This is a genomic window from Microterricola viridarii (genome assembly GCF_001542775.1).
GTDB classification, from domain to species: Bacteria; Actinomycetota; Actinomycetes; order Actinomycetales; family Microbacteriaceae; genus Microterricola; species Microterricola viridarii_A.
This window is the reverse complement of sequence record NZ_CP014145.1, coordinates 3,512,173-3,529,056: the sequence shown is the minus strand read 5'-3', so window position 1 is coordinate 3,529,056 and position 16,884 is coordinate 3,512,173. Positions and strand designations below refer to the sequence as shown.

15 protein-coding genes are annotated in these 16,884 nt (G+C 70.5%); 2 read left to right on the top strand and 13 right to left on the bottom strand.

The features are described 5' to 3' along the window. Positions 1–458 precede the first annotated feature (458 nt). The 9 genes from AWU67_RS16140 to AWU67_RS16100 form a co-directional block, all read right to left on the bottom strand. Positions 459–1,193: a hypothetical protein gene (locus AWU67_RS16140; protein WP_199922313.1), complete on the bottom strand. Its 735-nt coding sequence runs from the start codon at positions 1,191–1,193 to the stop codon at positions 459–461. Positions 1,194–1,326: 133 nt separating this feature from the next. Continuing rightward, positions 1,327–2,259, bottom strand: coding sequence for a nucleoside hydrolase (locus AWU67_RS16135; RefSeq protein WP_067231452.1), 933 nt, complete (start codon positions 2,257–2,259; stop codon positions 1,327–1,329). A gap of 7 nt (positions 2,260–2,266) precedes the next feature. After that, the gene (locus AWU67_RS16130) at positions 2,267–3,286 is read right to left on the bottom strand and encodes a ribokinase (protein WP_067231449.1); all 1,020 of its coding nucleotides are present in this window, start codon (positions 3,284–3,286) and stop codon (positions 2,267–2,269) included. Positions 3,287–3,324: 38 nt separating this feature from the next. Further along, positions 3,325–5,868, bottom strand: a complete 2,544-nt coding sequence (locus AWU67_RS16125) for a septum formation family protein (RefSeq protein ID WP_067231446.1) — start codon at positions 5,866–5,868, stop codon at positions 3,325–3,327. After that, entirely contained in the window at positions 5,861–6,415 is a 555-nt protein-coding gene (gene pyrE / locus AWU67_RS16120; RefSeq protein WP_067231442.1) for an orotate phosphoribosyltransferase, read from the bottom strand. Before pyrE ends, AWU67_RS16125 begins: the two co-directional genes overlap by 8 nt. A gap of 44 nt (positions 6,416–6,459) precedes the next feature. Then, positions 6,460–7,815 carry an anaerobic C4-dicarboxylate transporter family protein gene (locus AWU67_RS16115; protein ID WP_067231439.1) on the bottom strand — a complete coding sequence of 452 codons (1,356 nt, stop codon included), beginning with the start codon at positions 7,813–7,815 and terminating at the stop codon, positions 6,460–6,462. Beyond that, complete coding sequence (locus AWU67_RS16110; protein WP_067231436.1) at positions 7,812–8,564, bottom strand: peptidase E; 753 nt, start codon at positions 8,562–8,564, stop codon at positions 7,812–7,814. Before AWU67_RS16110 ends, AWU67_RS16115 begins: the two co-directional genes overlap by 4 nt. 149 nt (positions 8,565–8,713) lie before the next feature. Beyond that, complete coding sequence (locus AWU67_RS16105; RefSeq protein ID WP_067231433.1) at positions 8,714–9,406, bottom strand: HAAS signaling domain-containing protein; 693 nt, start codon at positions 9,404–9,406, stop codon at positions 8,714–8,716. After that, complete coding sequence (locus tag AWU67_RS16100) at positions 9,399–9,752, bottom strand: PadR family transcriptional regulator (RefSeq protein WP_067231430.1); 354 nt, start codon at positions 9,750–9,752, stop codon at positions 9,399–9,401. The genes AWU67_RS16105 and AWU67_RS16100 overlap by 8 nt, the downstream gene beginning before the upstream one ends. Positions 9,753–9,836: 84 nt before the next feature. Here AWU67_RS16100 and AWU67_RS16095 point away from each other — a divergent pair, with 84 nt between their 5' ends. Continuing rightward, the gene (locus AWU67_RS16095; protein ID WP_067231427.1) at positions 9,837–10,610 is read left to right on the top strand and encodes an enoyl-CoA hydratase/isomerase family protein; all 774 of its coding nucleotides are present in this window, start codon (positions 9,837–9,839) and stop codon (positions 10,608–10,610) included. 425 nt (positions 10,611–11,035) lie between these two features. Further along, positions 11,036–12,619 carry a deoxyguanosinetriphosphate triphosphohydrolase family protein gene (locus tag AWU67_RS16090; RefSeq protein WP_067231424.1) on the top strand — a complete coding sequence of 528 codons (1,584 nt, stop codon included), beginning with the start codon at positions 11,036–11,038 and terminating at the stop codon, positions 12,617–12,619. Between the two features lie 169 nt (positions 12,620–12,788). On the opposite strand, the gene AWU67_RS16085 is transcribed toward AWU67_RS16090, so the two are convergent. The 4 genes from AWU67_RS16085 to AWU67_RS16070 all read right to left on the bottom strand — a co-directional run bounded on the left by AWU67_RS16085 (position 12,789) and on the right by AWU67_RS16070 (position 16,877). Continuing rightward, positions 12,789–13,520 carry an aminoglycoside phosphotransferase family protein gene (locus AWU67_RS16085; RefSeq protein WP_067231421.1) on the bottom strand — a complete coding sequence of 244 codons (732 nt, stop codon included), beginning with the start codon at positions 13,518–13,520 and terminating at the stop codon, positions 12,789–12,791. 134 nt (positions 13,521–13,654) lie between these two features. After that, on the bottom strand, positions 13,655–14,569 hold the full coding sequence (locus tag AWU67_RS16080) for a carbohydrate ABC transporter permease (protein WP_067231419.1): 915 nt from the start codon (positions 14,567–14,569) through the stop codon (positions 13,655–13,657). 1 nt (position 14,570) lies between these two features. Further along, positions 14,571–15,512, bottom strand: a complete 942-nt coding sequence (locus AWU67_RS16075; protein WP_234407291.1) for a carbohydrate ABC transporter permease — start codon at positions 15,510–15,512, stop codon at positions 14,571–14,573. Between the two features lie 9 nt (positions 15,513–15,521). Further along, the gene (locus tag AWU67_RS16070; protein WP_067231416.1) at positions 15,522–16,877 is read right to left on the bottom strand and encodes an ABC transporter substrate-binding protein; all 1,356 of its coding nucleotides are present in this window, start codon (positions 16,875–16,877) and stop codon (positions 15,522–15,524) included. Positions 16,878–16,884: the final 7 nt, after the last annotated feature.

Here is a 16,884-nt window from a genome sequence, read left to right as displayed (position 1 = left end):
GCCAACCCCGCGTCACCCGCTGGTCGAGTAGCGAGGAACGAGCGTATCGAGACCTCGCACCAGGCTCAGTTTCCGGCCGTGCCAGGGTCTCGATACGGCCCTAGCGGGCCTACTCGACCACCGGAAGAGCAGCCCTCGCGGGCCTACTCGACCACCGGAGCACTCCCGTTGGCTCGAGGGAGCTTGCGACCGCAAGCCAACCCCGCGTCACCCGCTGGTCGAGTAGCGAGGAACGAGCGTATCGAGACCTCGCACCAGGGTCAGTTTCCGGCCATGCCAGAGTCTCGATACGGCCCTAGCGGGCCTACTCGACCACCGGAAGAGCAGCGGTCGCGAGCCTACGCGACCACCGGAGCACTCCCGCTGGCTCGAGGGAGCTTGCGACCGAAGCCAACCCCGCCGCGCGGGAGTTGCCCGCTGGTTGAGCCTGTCGAAACCCCGCGGTGGCGCCGGTCGACTCAGTCGACCTGCACGCAGACGCTGAAGCCGGGCACGCCGTCCAGCACGAAGTCCTCGATCAGCTCGAAGCGACCGTCTTCGACGGGCTTGATCGTGGTGGTGCTGTCGCCGAGCAGGGTCGCGTCGCTGGCCACGACGTGGTGCACGAAGTACTCCTGCAGCACGCCGTCGCTGTAGCGGCCGACGCAGCGGCCGCCGGTGACGGTGTCGCCGAAGTACTCGCCCCAGATGATGCCGGAGTTCTCGTTGAACTCGAAGCGGGTCGGGTTGTCGCTGACGGTGCTGGCCGTGGAGCTCTTCAGCACGAAGGCGGTGCCGTCCATGCGCGGCTCACTGGTGTGCGCCGGGTCCAGGGCCGGCCATGCGGCAAGCGGCTCGACCTCGACGCAGGCGCTCACGTGCGGTTCGCCGTCTTTCTCGAAGACCTCGTCGAGGTAGAGCTTGCCGTCATCCGCCCGGCGCAGGGTGCTCTCTGCCATGCCGAGCACGACCTCGCCGCCGTCGATGGGCTTGTGGGCGAAGCAGATCGTGACGACGTCGCCGTCGCGGCGGCCGACGAAACGGCCGAGCTGCACGGTGTCGCCGATGTAGGCGCCCCAGATCATCTGACCGAGCTGCTGGTAGCGGAAGCGCGTCGGCGACTCGTCGGAGACGGCGCTCCCCGAGGAGGAGATCATGACGAATTCGAGTCCGTCGATCGAGGCAGGGATGGCGAGGGCGGCTTCAGCGTTCACGAATCCGAGTATGGACGATGACGCAGTCCGTTTCGAAATCCGCTGCTTTCAGTCCAGTTCGTCCGGCGTGTTCATCATAATGCGCGACTGTTGCGTTGATTGTGCGCGATTTCCACGCACTTTGTCCAAGTGCTCAGGCGAGGGTGGCGACGGCGTCGGTGATGAGCCGCCAGAAGCGGGGCACGTCGAGTTCGAGGGCGACGTGGGCGTTCGGCTCGCGCTCCAGGATGCCGACCAGGTCGACGCTGGTGGCGCCGAGCGTCTCGGTGCCGGCGAGTTCGACGTCGAGCCGGGTGAACACGCTGCCGACGGTCTCGGGGTCGGCGAGCACGGCCACCGCGACGGGGTCGTGCAGCGGGCCGTCCGGCAGTCCGAGCGAGAGCTGGTTCATCTGCCGGAAGAAGTCCAGCAGTTCGGCGCCGAAGGCCCCTGTGCGGTTTCCGACGCCCGCGACGGCGTCGCGCACGGCATCCGTCACCATCGCCTGGTGGGTGACGGTGAGCCCGACCATGGTGAAGCGGATGCCGCTGGCCAGCACGATCGCGAGGGCGTCGGGGTCGACCCAGGCGTTGAACTCGGCGTACGGGGTGACGTTGCCGCGCTCGGTGGTTCCGCCCATCCAGACCACCTCGCGGATGCGGTCGAGCACGTCCGGCCGGTCGCGCACCAGGGTTGCGACGTTGGTGAGCGGCCCGGTGGCGACGATCGCGACGGGCTCCGCGGATGCCAGCAGGGTGTCGGCCATCAGCTCGACGGCGCTGCGCGGGTCGAGCGGCACGGTCGGCTCCGGCAGCTCGGGGCCGCCGAGTCCGTTCTCGCCGTGGATCCACTCGGCCGTCGCCAGCGGCTTGACCAGCGGCCGGTCGGCGCCGGCGGCGATCGGAACGCCCGTGATGCCGGCAACGGTGCAGGCGATCCGCGCGTTCAGCGTCGTGTGCACCAGAGTGCCGTTGCCGGCGACCGTGGTGATGGCGCGCAGCTCGAGCGCGGGGTTGCCCGCGGCCAGCCAGATCGCGAAGACGTCATCGTGGCCGGGGTCACAGTCGAGGATCAGCGGGATCGTCATGGCCGGCTCAGCGCGCTTCGACCGTGGCGGTGTCGGTCAGACCAGTGCCGTCCAGACCGGGGCCGGCCAGCCCATGCTCGGCCGCGAAGGCGAGCACCGCGTCGCGCCCGGCGTAGGAACCGACCGTACCGCGACCCTGCACGGAGAGGGCCCCGGCGGCGGCGGCGAGGCCGGTCGCCTCGGCCAGTCCGCGCCCCTCGGCGAGGAAAGCGGCGAGCGTGCCGGTGAAGCAGTCCCCCGCGCCGGTGGTGTCGACGGGAGTGACCCGCGGCGCCTGCCGGTGCCAGCTTCCGTCGGCGTCGGCCGCGACGGCCCCGGCCGAACCGAGCGTGATGACGAGGGAGCGGCAACGGCCGGCTGCGACGGCGGATGCCGCGAGCTCCAGCCAGCGCTCGATCGAGGGCTCCGCGCCGTCGGCGGCCGCGGCATCCGGGACCAACCCGACGGCGCGCGCCTCGTGCTCGTTGACGACGAGCGGGTCGCAGCCGGCCAGGGCAGCGGCGTCGATGGCGATGGGCGGAGCGAGGTTGAGCACGAAACGGGTGCCCGCCTCGCGGGCCGTGGCGGCCAGCGCCTCGATGGTCGGTGCGGGAATCTCGCCCTGGCTGAGCAGCAGCTCGGCCGCCGCGATCGCCTCGGTGTCGGCCGGGCCGAGCTCGGCGTCGAGCTGCCCGTTGGCGCCGGCGGTGACGATGACGGTGTTCTCGCCGGAGCCGGCGACGGTGATCTGGGCGACACCGGTGGTGATGCCGGGAAGCCGACCGACGCCCTGCGTGGGCAGGCCGAGCGCGGTGAGGGTCTGCAACGCGAAATCGCCGGAGCTGTCGTCGCCGACGCGGGCGATCAACCGGGTGGGTACGCCGGCGAGGTGCGCGGCGACGGCCTGGTTGGTGCCCTTGCCGCCGAGCGCGACGGCGAAACCGGTGCTCTCGACGGTCTCACCCGGGGCGGGGAAATGTTCAACATAGCTCGTGCTGTCGACGTTGAGCGAGCCCACCACGACGAGGCGGGCGAAGGTCTCTGACATGGTGCTCCTCTAACTCGGGGACTACAGGATGACGAGGGTCATGCAGCCGGGCCCGGCCCGGCGACGCTGCCGGTGAGCGGTTCCCCGCTCACCTGGTTCGCGAAGCAGTAGTAATTGCGTTGCCCGGCGGTCCACTGTTCCTCGGTGACGGGGAACGAGCCAACGGTCTGCAGCTGACCGAAGGAGGCGGCCGCGGCGAGGTCGATGACTCCTGGAGCCTGGCAGAGCGTGGTGATCTGACTGGCGAGGTCCGCCTCGCCCGGGAACGGGGTGCTGGCGTCGCCGCCGAAGCTGCCGCGGTAGACCAGCTGGGCCGCGTGCGGCGCAGCGCAGTCGACGACGGTGAACGTCTCTGCCCACGGGGTGGTGAACGGGTCGAGGCACTCGCCACCGAACAGCGCATCCCAGGCGTGCTCGCCGGCCGGCTGAGCGGCGGTCGGGGCCGGGGGCGGCGTCGGTTCTGCCTGGACGGGCTCCGAGCTGGCGGATGCGGTCGGTGCGGGTGCCGGGGCCGTTCCGAACAGCGCGGGCAACTTCGTGCCGAGCACGAACAAGCCGACGAGCACGGCGACGGCGACCAGCGCGATGAGCGCGATCACGAGTCCACGCGGCGGTTTGCCCGGGCGGGCCGGCGGGCGGCCCACCCCGGTAGAGCCAGGGCCGCCAGGGCCGCTCGGGTTCTGCGGGCCCGCGGCGGGTGCGGATGCCAGTGCCGAAGCGGGGGCCGCACTGCGGTGCGGCGTTGCTGCGGCATTCGAGCCCGGCTGGGCACCCTGTGCCCGCGGGGCGCCGAAGACGGGGGTGAATGCCGCGCCGGCGGAATAGGCCGGCGGCGGAGTCGCGGCCGGTGTTGCCTGGGCCGTCGGCTGGGCAACCGTCGGCTGAGCAACAGTCGGCTGAGCAACAGTCGGCTGGGCGGTGACCCCGGGAACCGCGAGCGGAACCGCGCTCGGTGCAGGCGGGGCGATCAGCGGCGGCGGCGTGAGCGGAAGAGCAACGGTGGGCGCCTCGTCCGCGAGCTGGTGCGCAGCGTCCTCAGCGTCTTCGCCGGCGGTGTCGGTCGCGGGCGCGGCGGGGCGCTCGGCGCCGGGCAGGCTCGCGGCGAACCACTCGGCGAGGAGGTCGTCGGAGGTGACCTCGTCGTCGCCGCTGCTGTCGGCAGCGTCGTCGGCGCCGTGCGGAGCGGCCACGGCCTCGGTCGGCTCGGGCTCGACGGGCTCGAGCTCAACGGCTGCTGGCTCGGCGGGTGCGGGTTCGGCGAGTGCGGGTTCGGCGGGCGCGGGTTCACTGGGATCGGCGGCGCCGGTCACGCGGGCGAAGAACGCGGGCACGATCGGTGCTGCCGGCTCTGCCGGAGCTACGGGAGCGGCCAGCGGAGCGGGTGCGACCGGTGGCGCGGCGGGGGCCGCGGCAACGAACGGAATTGGCTCCACGGCCGGGGCCACGAGGGGGGTGGGCTCCGCGGCGAGGGCGGGCTCCACGGCGGGGGCGGGCTCCTCGGCGGCCGGGATGACGGCATCCGCAGCCTGCTCGGCGGCCGGGGCACCCGGCGTCAGGCCCCACTGGAACACGGGGCCGGTTGGCTCAGCGAGCTCGTCGTCGCCGTCGAGGTCGTCGTAGTCGTCGGGGTACTCGTCGTTGAAGAAGGACTCGACGCCCTCGACGGGGAGCAGGATTGCCGCGGTGAACGACTGGTCGAGCGGTGGCACGGCGGCGTCGCGGCGCTCCTCGGCGACCGGCGGCACCAGCGGTGCGGGCGCGGCGGGCGGCACGAGCGGCGCGGGTGCGGGTGGCGCGACCGGCGCAGGTGCGGCTGCGGGTGCAGCGGCTGCGGCGGGCTTCGCGGGCGGCGCGACGAGCGGGGGTGCCGGGGTCTTGAACATCCGCTGGGTGGGTTCCGTGGCATCGACGGGTGCGCCCGCGATCGGCGCGGTGTCGGCCTGCGAGGCAGGCTCGGCGCGACGGGCGGCGACCGGGAACACGTCCATGAACGGCTGGGTCTCACCGAGCGCCGAGGTGTCGGCGGCAGGCTGCGCGACGGGGGCGACGGGCTCGGCGACGGGGGCGACGGGCTCGGCGACGGGGGCGACGGCTGGCTCGACAGCAGGTTCGACAGCGGGTTCGACAGCGGGCGCGAGCTCGAAGAAGTCAGGCTGGGCCGAGCGAGACGCGGAGTAGTCGGCTGCGGCGTAGTCGCGCGCCGGGGCGGCGACGGGCGGTGCAAGCGGGGCCGGCGCAGCGGGCTGCGCAGCAGTCGGAGCTACCGGAGCTGCCGGAGCGGCCGGGACGACCGGCTGCACTGCGGTCGGCGTCGCGGCGGCCGGGGTCGGCGCGGCCGGCGGCACGACCGGAGCGGCAGTGGGTGGCGGGGCTGTCTCAGGGCTGGCTGCCGGCTCGGGCGGCAGCAGCGGGCTCCGCGGCGCGACGTTCGGCTTGCGGTCGCCGTTCAGCTGCGCGAGCAGCCACTCGGCGCTGCCGAAGACGGGCTCGGCCGCCGGGGCGGGGCTGGCCGCCCCGTCGGCGCCAGCGACATCCGGGTGCTCATGATCGCCCGATGCCGCCGGTTTGCCCTGCTCAGGCATCCGTGAGGCCCAGATCGTCGAGACCGATCGCGGCGTAGTAGGGGTAGCCTGCGGCCTCGATCACTTCGCGGGCACCGGTGTTGCGGTCGACGACGACGGCGACGCCGGCGATGATCGCGCCGACCTTCTTGAGCGCCTCGATGGCGGCCAGCGGCGAGCCGCCGGTGGTGGAGGTGTCCTCAAGCACGATCACGCGCTTGCCCTCGAGGTCGGGGCCCTCGACCTGGCGGCCGCGGCCGTGGTCCTTCGGCTCCTTGCGCACGACGAAGGCGTCGTAGTTGGCGCCGCGGGCCGCACCCTGGTGCAGCACGGCTGCCGCAATGGGGTCTGCGCCCATGGTCATGCCACCGACGGCAGCGACATCCGGGATGTCGGCGATGAGGTCGATCATGACCTGACCGATGAGCGGGGCGACCCGGTGATCGAGGCTGACCTTGCGCAGGTCGACGTAGTACGTCGCCTTCTTGCCACTGGTCAGGGTGAAGTCACCGTGGAAGACGGCCTCGGCCGAGATGTAATCGATCAGTTTGGTTCGCGCGTCAGTCACCCCCCGATTCTACGGGGGCGGCGCCGCGCGGCGCGAAAGCCTCGCTAGGCGACCGCGAACGAAACCAGAACGCCGACCACGATGGCGACCACCATGTAGAGCAGGTTTGGGATCTGGAAGGAATGGTCGAAGACGAACTTGCCCATCTTGGTCGACCCGGTCTGGTCGAAGGCGACGGTGGCGACCTGGCTGCCGTTGGCGGGCAGGATGTAGATGCCCATCGCCGCCGGCCAGAGCCCGACCAGCAGCGGGGCGGGCAGGCCGATGGCGAGACCGATCGGCACGATCGCGTTCGTCGCACTGGACTGGCTGGTGGTGAGCATGGCGACGGTGGCGAGCGCGAGGGCGAACAGCGCGGCGCCGACGAACGCCGACGAGCCGGAGACCAGCGCGCCGAGTCCGTCAACGATCAGCTGGTTGTTGTTGGCGACAAAGGTGTTGGCCAGCCAGGCGATCCCGAACAGCGCGAACGCCCCCACCATTCCGGCGGGGAACGTGCTCTGCTTCGGAACCTCCGACGCCTTTACCTTGCAGGTGAGGAAGATCGCCGCGGCGATCACGCCCATCACAACCTCGATGACGATCGCGACAGACACGCGCACGGGGGCGCCGTCGGGATCCGTGCCGATGATGGGGCGCAGGCCCTCGAACAGGCCGGTGAGCACGATGATGCCGACGCCGCTGAGGAACAGCGAGGCAGAGAGCACGGCCGTGCGGGGCAGCACGACCTTCTCCTCCTTCGAGTCCGGCGGCTTGATCGCGTGGGCGGCCAGGCGGCGTTGGAACTCGGGGTCGTCCTCGAGGTTCTTGCCCCAGCGCACCATCACCAGGCTGGCCACGAACAATCCGGCGATGGATGCCGGCCACATGATCAGCAGCAGCTTGCCGAGGTCGAACCCGCTCGGCGCGAGCAACACCACCATCGAGGCCGTCGCGGCCGAGACCGGGCTGCACAAGATGCCGACCTGCGAGGCGACGGCCGAGACCGAGAGCGAGCGCTCCGGGCGGATGCGCTGCTGGTAGGAGACGTCGTAGATGACGGGCAGCAGCGGGTAGAAGATGTTGCCCGTTCCAGCGCCGACGGTGAACAGGAACGACATCGCCGGCGCCAGGAAAACGACGCTCTTCGGCCGCTGCCTGATCACCTTCGCGGCGATCGAGACCATCCAGTCGATGCCGCCGGCCGCCTGCATGACGGATGCCGCCGTCACCACGGTGAGCACGATGAAGACGGCGTCGATGGGCGCGGCACCCGGGGCCGTCTGGAAGCCGAACAGCAGCACGGCCACACCGACCAGGCCCCAGACTCCGAGACCGATGCCGCTCGTGCGAGTGCCCATGAAGATCGCGAGGATCACCACGAGCAGCTGCAGCAGCAGGATGATCACGCTGTCGTTCATGTGCTGACCGTTCCGCTCGCGGCCCGCGTCGTGGCGAGCACCGTGATCGGCAACGGCGTCTCGACGATCTGGCCGTCTACGGCGGCGACGGTGAGCGCCAGGCCGTCATCGACCGGGCTGATCGCACGCACGAACTCGCCGCTGCCCCCGCTGTTCGTGAAGTGCACGGATTGCAGGTTGCCGACCGCGTAGCCCGCCCCGAGCTCGCCGGTCCTCAGCGCCGCGTGGTAGAGCGGCTGGCGCTGGTCCTCGGCGTCGTAGTGCGGTGAGAAGCTGCCGGGCAGGAAGCCGAGGCTCTCTGGCAGCACTTGCAGGGTTGGTCCGTAGCTGTCGGTGGTGCCGCCCTCGAACCAGCAGATGCCGCCGGCGCTGCCGCCGGTGAACACGGTGTTCGAGTCGGGGTCCTCCCACATCTCGCGCAGGATGCTGTCGAGCCCCTGGCGCTTCCAGACGTCGAGCATGTTGGCGGTGTTGCCGCCGCCGACGTGGATCACGTCGAAGCCGCGGACCAGACCGGCGAGGTCGTCGACCGTGCGGTGGAACAGCGGAAGGTGGTGCGGGGCACAGCGGTCGGAATCGTAGGTCTGGTAGAAACTGAGCGTGTAGACCGGGTCGTCGCCGGTCGCCGTTCCGACGAAGAGCACGCGTGGGCGTTGCTTGCCCGTCAGCTCCAGGATGTAGTCGTGGGTCGGATCGTTGCGCCGTTCCATCAGCGCCTTGCCTGCCCCAGATGCCACCACGTGCGCCATTGATCCACCCCTCGCTGGTGGCCGCTTCACAGTCGGCCAGTTCGCAGTTGCCGCTGCGGCCCCTCAAGCTCACGCTAGTGCGCGGCCGAACCGCGGGGCAAGGGGCGCAGCGGATGACGCGGGGTCGGGCGGGGTCGGGCGGACCGAGCTCAGGCGGCGCGGCGCATCCGGGTGCGCCGGGCGGCCGCGAGCAGCCAGACGCCGACCGCGAGCTGCACCACTCCGAGCAGCAGGATGCCGCTCCACAGCACGTCGTACCCGGCCGGCAGGAGCGGGTTCAGAGGGGCGTGGAACTCGCCGGAGGTGCCTGTAGTTGCGGGTGCCGGCTGCGCGATGTCGGCCACCAGAGCCAAAACTGCGAACAACACCGCGACGTACGCCACCGGTACGGCGGTCGCGATCACCTTCTGCCGCCGGGTCCACGCGCCCGACAGCCACACCATCACGTAGCCGGCCAGCGCGCCGACGACGGGCACGACGACGCCTCCGATCATCACCAGCAGCCCCGCGATCACCGCGAACCAGGCGGGTTCGGCTTTCGCGGCCGTGGGCGCCGGGGCGGATGCCGCCGGCTCCCCCACTCTCTCCGCGGGCAGCGCATCGGGCAGCGCGCCGCGGGCCTCGGCCGCGACGAACGCGGGGTCGCCGATCTCGCGGATCCGCTCGGCGGTCGCCTCCGCGGGCAGCCCAACAAGCTCCTCACGCACCCCGGCGACGATCTCGGCTCGCGTCGCGGCGTCGACCCCGGAAAGCGCCGCATCCAGGCTGGCCAGGTAGGCGGAGACCGCGTCGGCGAGGCTGGCGTCAGGTACTCGGGCGTCAGGTACTCGGGAGTCAGTCATGGGAGTCGTCCTTGCGTTGGTCTGGCGCCCCGACGAGCTGGTGGACGGTGGCGGAGAAGGGGGCCCACTGCTGCCGGAAGGCGCCGAGGCGGTCACGGCCGGCATCCGTCAGTTCATAGAACTTGCGCACGGGCCCGGCCGGCGAGGCCTCGTCGAAGCTGCTCACCAGCCCCTGCGCGCGCAGCCGGCCGAGGATCGGGTAGAGCGTGCCGATGCTGGCGATCATGCCGTGCGCGACGAGCTGCTCCGAGAGCTGCCAGCCGTACATGGGCTCGCGGGCGAGCAGGCCGAGGATGCAGGGCTCGACGACGCCTTTGCGCAGCTGGGCCCCGACATCCTCACTCATGCGTCACAAGATACTGGTCAGGCACGATACCGGCAAGGGTCTTCTCAGGGTGCCGTCGCGGGAGTGTCCGTAGACTGCGGTGCCATGAGCGACAGCATCCTCCTCACCGTCAGCGACGACGGCCTGGCCCACGTGACCCTCAACCGTCCAGACAGCCTGAACGCCATCAACGCGGCTGCCGCGTATCGCTGGCGCGAGGTGGCCGGCGAGATCGCCCGACGGGGCGACATCCGCGCCGTGTTGTTCGATGCGGCCGGGCGCGCGTTCTGCGCCGGCGGCGACGTCGTGGCGATGGCCGGGCTGGGCGGCGACGGCTCCAGCGCCGGCGAGGGCGTGCGCGAGCTGGCCGACGTCATCCATGACGGGCACCGGCTGCTGCGCGAAAGCGGGATCCCGATCGTGGCGGCCGTGCAGGGCGCAGTGGCGGGCGGCGGGCTCGGCTTCATGCTCGTGGCCGATGTGGTCGTCGCCTCGACGTCGGCGAGGTTCGCCAGCAAGTACGCCGACATCGGGCTGACCCCCGACTGCGGCGTGAGCACCCTGCTGCCGGAGGCCGTCGGTACCCGCCGCGCCCTCGAACTGTTGCTCACCCCGCGCACGCTGAGCGCTGCCGAGGCATTGGACTGGGGGCTCGTCACCGAGCTCGCCGAGCCGGATGCCGTCGCCGACCGCGCCATGGCCATCGCCGCACACTGGCTGGGCGGGGCCTCCGCCGCGTTCGGGCAGGCGAAGCGGCTGGTGCTGGCCGGGCAGGGGCGGTCGTTCCAGGAATCGCTCGACGACGAGGCCGTCACGATCGGCGCCGCCTTCGATACCCCGGAGGCTGGCGCCCGCATCGCCGCGTTCACAAAGCGCTGACGCTGCGGGGTTGGCTTCGGTCGCTGGCGCTCCCTCGAGCCAACGGGAGCGGGCGGGGTTGGCTTCGGTCGCTGGCGCTCCCTCGAGCCAACGGGGGTATGCACGCTGACTCGAGGGCGCAGCGCCGCGACGAAGGAGCAGCGCAGCGCCCGAAGCCCCGAGCGATCCCGCGGACACCGTTGGTGCAGAGGCGGGATTTGGCTTCGGTCGCTGGCGCTCCCTCGAGCCAACGGGAGAATGCACGCTGGCTCGAGGGTGCAGCGCCGCGACGAAGGAGCAGCGCAGCGCCCGAAGCCCCGAGCGATCCCGCGGACACAGTTGCTGCAGGGGCGGGGGTTGGCTTCGGTCGCTGGCGCTCCCTCGAGCCAACGGGAGGGCGCCCGGCGAGGGCGGGCGGGGAGCGCCGGCGCTAGGCTGACGACACCATGCAGAGCTATGCCAAATCCCACACCGGCGGTGGGCGCGAACGCGCGATTGCCGAGCAGCCCGCCCCCGGAGCGGCCTCGAATTCCGACGCAGGCGGCGAGGACGAGTTCCGCGTCGACATCGAGCGCATCCGCTTCTCCCCCTACTTCTCCCGTCTCTCCGCCGTCACCCAGGTGATCCCGCAGGCCGGCTCCGGCACGACCGTGCACAACCGGCTCACCCACTCGCTCAAGGTCTCGGCGGTGGCGCGCTCCATCGCGGTCGGGCTGCGTGACGCCCCGGAGGCCACGCGCAACACGGTCGCTGAGCTCGGCGGCTGTGACCCCGTCGTCGTGCAGGCTGCGGCATCCGCCCACGACCTCGGCCACCCGCCGTTCGGCCACCTCGGCGAGCAGGTGCTCGACCGTGTCGCCCGCGGCAAGCTCGGCCTGCCCGACGGTTTCGAGGGCAACGCGCAGACGTTCCGCATCCTGACTGCGCTGGACAGTTCCGACGCGACCGCCCGCGGCCTGAACCTCACCCGCGCCGTGCGCGCGGCCGTGCTCAAGTACCCGTGGACCCGCAACGAGTGGCGGGCGCTGCCCCCGCAGCCCGCGGAACGGCTGCCCCGCGGGGTCGGCGCCGACTCGGCATCCGGGGCCCTCAAGTTCTCGGCCTACTCGATCGACGCACTTGAGATGGCGGATGTGCGCTCGGTGTTCCCGGCGATCGGGCAGCACCAGCAGACGCTGGAATGCTCGGTGATGGACATTGCCGACGATATCGCCTATTCGGTGCACGACCTCGACGACTTCTACCGGGCGGGCGTGCTGCAGTACACCTCCGTCTCGGCCGAGCTGAACGGCTGGCTCGCCGCGCAGAACGAGCTCGCCGCCCTGGACGCGGCGGAGCTGCACGCCGGCCTCGCCGTGCGCCGGCCCGGCTACGCGCTGGAGGCGGCCTGGCGGCACACCCAGACCAAGGACGCCTGGATCGCCGACGCCGAGATCTTCCGCGAGTCGGTCGAGCGGGTCACCGGCGACCTCGTCGAGGGCCTGCTCACCCTGCCCTACGACGGCGGGTTGGAGGCCGACCGCGCGGTCGCCGCGTTCACCCGGCGCTGGATCGACCGATTGAAGGGCTCGATCCGGGTCGAGCGCACGCCGAATGTGCGCAGCGGCCACGTGCGGCTGCGCAGCCACGCCTGGCACGACGTCGTCGTGCTCAAGTTCGTGCACACCCGCTTCGTGCTCGACCGCAGCGACCTCGCCGTCTACCAGCGCGGCCAGGCCCGCGTGCTCGAGGCCCTCGCCGACGGCTTCCACCTCTGGTTGAACGACCCCTCGGATGCCGGCCGCGCCCCGCGCCGGCTGCTCGACTCGATCGAGGCCGCCACCGACGAGTACCGCGCGCTGCGCGACAACGCCCCGGAGTACTTCGCCGCCGTGGGCGCCACCACGAGCGACGCCGACATTGCCCGCTTCGGCCGCTCCCGCGCCGTCGTGGACTACATCGCGTCCTTCACCGACGCGCAGGCCATGTCGGTCGCCGCTCTGGTCAGCGGCACCAGCGACAACCTCTGGGAGTCGGGACGCAGCCTGTAGCGGCGGAGTTGGCTGCGGTCACAAGTTCACTCGAGTCAGCAGGGGTATGCCCTCTTCCGCTGGTCGAGTAGCGAGGAACGAGCGTACCGAGACCGTCACACTGGGCTCTGCCGGCCGCCACAAACAGGGTCTCGATACGCGCCGCAGGCGGCACTACTCGACCAACAGGTTAAGACGCGAGCGCCAGCACGCGCACCGCATCGACCCGGTACATCGCGGCATGCTCACGGAGGTCGGCCCGCCCGGTGTCGTCGGCACGCTGCTCGGTAAATGCGGCCAACTCCTCGAGCCGGGCCGCCATCACCGTCAGGACCTCTGCCGGGGAGTAGTCCATTCCGTAGGCGGCGATCAGCAGGTTGAGTCGTTCAATCCGCTCGCTCTCTGCCGGAGCCTCTGCCCCGGCATCCGCCACGAAGGGCACGAGCCGGTAGGCCAGATAGGCGAGATCCCAGATGCGCGGGCCGGGCGAGGCAGTGTCGAAGTCGATCAGGCCGCCCACGTGGCCGTCGACGAGGACGAGGTTGTAAGGCGCGACATCGTTGTGGCAGATGACCTCGACGGGCTCGTGGCTCGGCAACTGCCAGCCGTCGCGCACTCCGGCGAGCGGCGCGCCGGCGTCGTGCACGCGGCGGAGCATCGCGGCAGACTCGGCGAGCACGGAGCGATGCCAGAGCCAACCGGGCAACGGATAGTTGGCCACTTCACCGGGCAGGTAGGAGAGCACCTCGCGCCCCGACTCGTCGAGGCCGAGCGGCTCGGGCACCTCGAGCACCCCCTCCCCGCGCAGGACGCGCAGGAGTTCGTGCACGCGCGGGGTCCACGGGCCGGAGGTGCGCCGCACGGTCTCGCCGACCCGGCGCACGTCGGTCGAGTTGCCGCCAGCCAGGGCCTCATCATGCATGGGGCCAGCCTAGACACCCGCAGGAGAGCACCTCGCGCACAGAAAGAGGGCCCAGACGCCAACCGCGTTCAACGATTCCGAGTCTGGGCCCTCTGACAGAGTGCCGGATGCAGCGCCCGGGGCGCGGCAGGGGGCTAGTTCGCCATGCCGCCCTGGGTGTAACCCTCGATGAAGCGGCGCTGCAGCAGCACGAAGATCACGATCGCGGGCAGCGCCATGATCAGGCCGGCCGCGCTCACCAGCGCCCAGTTGGGCGTCAGGTTCTGCTGGAACGAGTACAGGGCGAGCGAGGCGGGCAGCCGGTCCGCGTCCTGGATGAACGTCACCGCGAGCAGGAACTCGTTGTAGGCCTGCAGGCCCGCGACGAGCGCCGCCGTGATGAAGCCGGGCCAGATCATCGGCACGACGATGCTGGTGAACAGGCGGAACTCGCCCGCACCGTCGATGCGCGCGGCCTCTTCGTACTGCGGCGGGATCGCGATCAGGAACGAGCGCAGCAGCAGCGTGGCGAACGGGCTGTAGATCGCCCAGTAGATCACGATGAGCCCGAACTGGGAGTTGTAGAGCCCGAGCGTCGACCACCAGGTCAGCAGCGGCACCAGGAACATCTGGATCGGCAGCGAGGTGGAGACCAGCAGGTAGAGCATCCAGTTGTTCTTGCCCGGCAGGTCGAGCCGGGTCATCGCGTAGGCCGCGAGGCCGGCGATCACACAGACGCCCACCGCGGTCGAGACCGAGATGATCAGGCTGTTCAGGATGCCCTGGCCCATGTTGGCGTCTTGGAACGCCGTGATGAAGTTCTCCCAGCGCCACTCGGTCGGTGCACCGAGCGGAGAGTTGCTGATCTCCGCCGGGCTCTTGAGCGAGTTGAACAGGAACACCACGAGCGGGCCGCCGGCGTAGACGGCGAGCACGATGAGCAGGAACCAGCCGAGCGGCCCCGTACCCGTGTTCGTGCCGACCTTGCGCCGGCCGCGGCCGGGGCGGACGGCCGAGCTCGGCCGCGCGCGGGTCGCGGCACTCTCGCGCACTTCAGAGACTGCGCTCACGCTAGACCTCCCACTTGAGCTTCTTGCGAAGCAGCTGATAGCCGAGCACGATGGCCGCGCTGATGACGGTGAGCAGCATCGCCATCGACGAGGCGTAGCCGGCGCGGTTCTCCGAGAACGCCGTGCGGTAGAGCACGGTGCCGACGACATCCGTCGAACCGGCCGGGCCGCCCTGCGTGAGGATGAAGACGTAGTCGAACACGAGGAACGACCAGATCACCGTCATGAGCATGAGGAACATCAGGGTGGGGCGGATGCCGGGCAGCGTGATGTGCCAGAACTCGCGGAACGCGTTCGCACCGTCCAGACGGGCTGCCTCGTAGAGTGCCGGGTCAACGCCCTGCATGGCGGCCAGGAACAGCACGAGCAGGAAGCCCCACCACTGCCAGTTGTTGATGAATGCCACGGAACCGAGGGCGAGCGCCGGGTCACCGAGGAAGTTCGTGTCGGCGAACCAGTCGATGCCGATGCTCTGCAGCGCCTGCCCGATGCCAGCCGTCGGGCTGAGGATCTGGCGCCAGATGATCGAGGAGACGATCGTCGCGAGCACGTAGGGAATGAAGAACAGCACCCGGAACAGGATCTGGCCGCGGCGCACCCGCGAGAGCAGGAAGGCGCCGAGGAGGGCCATCGACATCGGGACGATGAGGAAGAAGCCGGTCCAGATCAGGTTGTGCTGGATCGCGCTGAGCACGGCGGGACTCGTGAAGAGCTCGGCGTAGTTCGCCAGCCCGACGAAGTTGGCCTGCCCCAGGCCGTCCCAGTCGGTGAAGGAGTAGAAGAACGAGGCGAGCCCCGGGCCGCCGATCACCAGGAGGTTGACGATGAGGAGGGGCGCCATGAACGCCCAGGCGAGTCCGCGCGTGCGGTACTTGATCTTCGTGCTGCCCTGCCGCCGCAGGGGGGTTCCCTGCGGCGGCACGGCGGTTGCGGTTCGTGACATGGGGTGGGATTAGCCCGCGGTCGGGGCGAACGGCACGATGACCTTGCCCGCGGCGAGCTCGCCGTCGAAGGTCTTCTGCAGACCGGCGAGGTAGTCGCTCGGGCTCATGTCGCCCGTGATGATCTTGTCGAACTCCGTGTAGAGGTACGTGTCGGTCGCCGCGGGGAAGAAGGTCCACGAGGCGTAGCCGAGGTTGCTGCTCTTCGGGATGTCCTTGTACAGGCGGGCGACGCGCTCGTCGAGGTCGGCGGGGAAGTCTGCCTCGTCCACGACGACCGGGGCGGGGTTCTCGCTGGTCTTGGCCATGTAGTTGTAGATCTTGGCCGGGTCGTTGATCAAGGAGTCCAGGAACTTGGCCGCGGCGGGCTTGTTCTTGGAGACCGTGTTGATCGAGAGCGACGTGCCGATCGCGAGCGGGTAGACGCCGGGCTCGACGCTGTCGCTGAGGGCGGGCAGCGGGGCCCAGTCCCAGGTTGCGTCGTTGCCGGCGGCCTCACCGAAGTAGGAGCCGGCCGAGCTGAACGACCAGGTTCCGGTCATGTACAGCGCCACCTTCCCGTTGGCCAGGCCGGTGAACATGTCGGTGTCGGTGTTGGTGAAGTAGCTGTTCGCGCTGCCACCCCACCAGCCCTTGTCGATCTGCGTCTTGAGGGTCGTCATCGCGTCGACGAACTCGGGGTCGGTGAACTTCGCGGTGCCGGTGAGCACGTCGTAGAGCTTCTCCGGTCCGACGGCCGCGTTCAGCACGGCGGAGAGGTACCACTCGCTCTGCGCCTGGTAGCCGCTGTTGCCAGCACCCACGGGGATCATGCCCGCCGCGGCAGCCTCGGTCGCGACCTTCTCGAACTCGGCGGCGGTCGTCGGAACGGTCCAGCCGTGCTCGGCGAAGACGGCCGGGTTGTAGAACATCACGATGGAGCCGTAGCCGGTGGGGATCGAGTAGAGCTCACCGTCGACGAGGCTGGCCTGGTAGGCCCACGGCTCGAGCACCTTCTCCCACTCATACTCCTTGGCGAAGTCGTCGAGCGAGTCGATGCGGTCGGCCGCGGCGAAGCCGAGCGCGCTCGACGGGCCAGGCGAGAAGACGACGTCGGCGCCGCGGCCGGCTGCGACGGCGGTGTCGGTGAGCGAGCCGATGTTCGACCACTGCTTGACGTCCAGCTTCACCTGGGCGTCATCCGATGACTCGTTGAACGCGTCGATGAACTCGGACTGGAACAGCTTCTGGGTGTCAGTCGAATTGAACGCCGCCCAGTAGCTGACGGTGTCCGCAGAGCTTGCCGCTCCGGCGCAACCGGCCAGCAGGCTTGATGCGGCGACGGCGACTACTGCGCTGCGCAGAACGCGTCGTGAGATCTTTGACACAGGGGTG

Excerpts from the sequence above, each read along its gene's own strand:
- AWU67_RS16085 (WP_067231421.1), bottom strand. The coding sequence starts at position 13,520 with ATGCATGATGAGGCCCTGGCTGGCGGCAACTCGACCGACGTGCGCCGG.
- AWU67_RS16105 (WP_067231433.1), bottom strand. The coding sequence starts at position 9,406 with ATGACTGACTCCCGAGTACCTGACGCCCGAGTACCTGACGCCAGCCTC.
- AWU67_RS16115 (WP_067231439.1), bottom strand. The coding sequence starts at position 7,815 with ATGAACGACAGCGTGATCATCCTGCTGCTGCAGCTGCTCGTGGTGATC.
- AWU67_RS16110 (WP_067231436.1), bottom strand. The coding sequence starts at position 8,564 with ATGGCGCACGTGGTGGCATCTGGGGCAGGCAAGGCGCTGATGGAACGG.
- AWU67_RS16125 (WP_067231446.1), bottom strand. The coding sequence starts at position 5,868 with ATGCCTGAGCAGGGCAAACCGGCGGCATCGGGCGATCATGAGCACCCG.
- AWU67_RS16135 (WP_067231452.1), bottom strand. The coding sequence starts at position 2,259 with ATGACGATCCCGCTGATCCTCGACTGTGACCCCGGCCACGATGACGTC.
- AWU67_RS16075 (WP_234407291.1), bottom strand. The coding sequence starts at position 15,512 with ATGTCACGAACCGCAACCGCCGTGCCGCCGCAGGGAACCCCCCTGCGG.
- AWU67_RS16095 (WP_067231427.1), top strand. The coding sequence starts at position 9,837 with ATGAGCGACAGCATCCTCCTCACCGTCAGCGACGACGGCCTGGCCCAC.
- AWU67_RS16100 (WP_067231430.1), bottom strand. The coding sequence starts at position 9,752 with ATGAGTGAGGATGTCGGGGCCCAGCTGCGCAAAGGCGTCGTCGAGCCC.
- AWU67_RS16130 (WP_067231449.1), bottom strand. The coding sequence starts at position 3,286 with ATGTCAGAGACCTTCGCCCGCCTCGTCGTGGTGGGCTCGCTCAACGTC.
- AWU67_RS16090 (WP_067231424.1), top strand. The coding sequence starts at position 11,036 with ATGCAGAGCTATGCCAAATCCCACACCGGCGGTGGGCGCGAACGCGCG.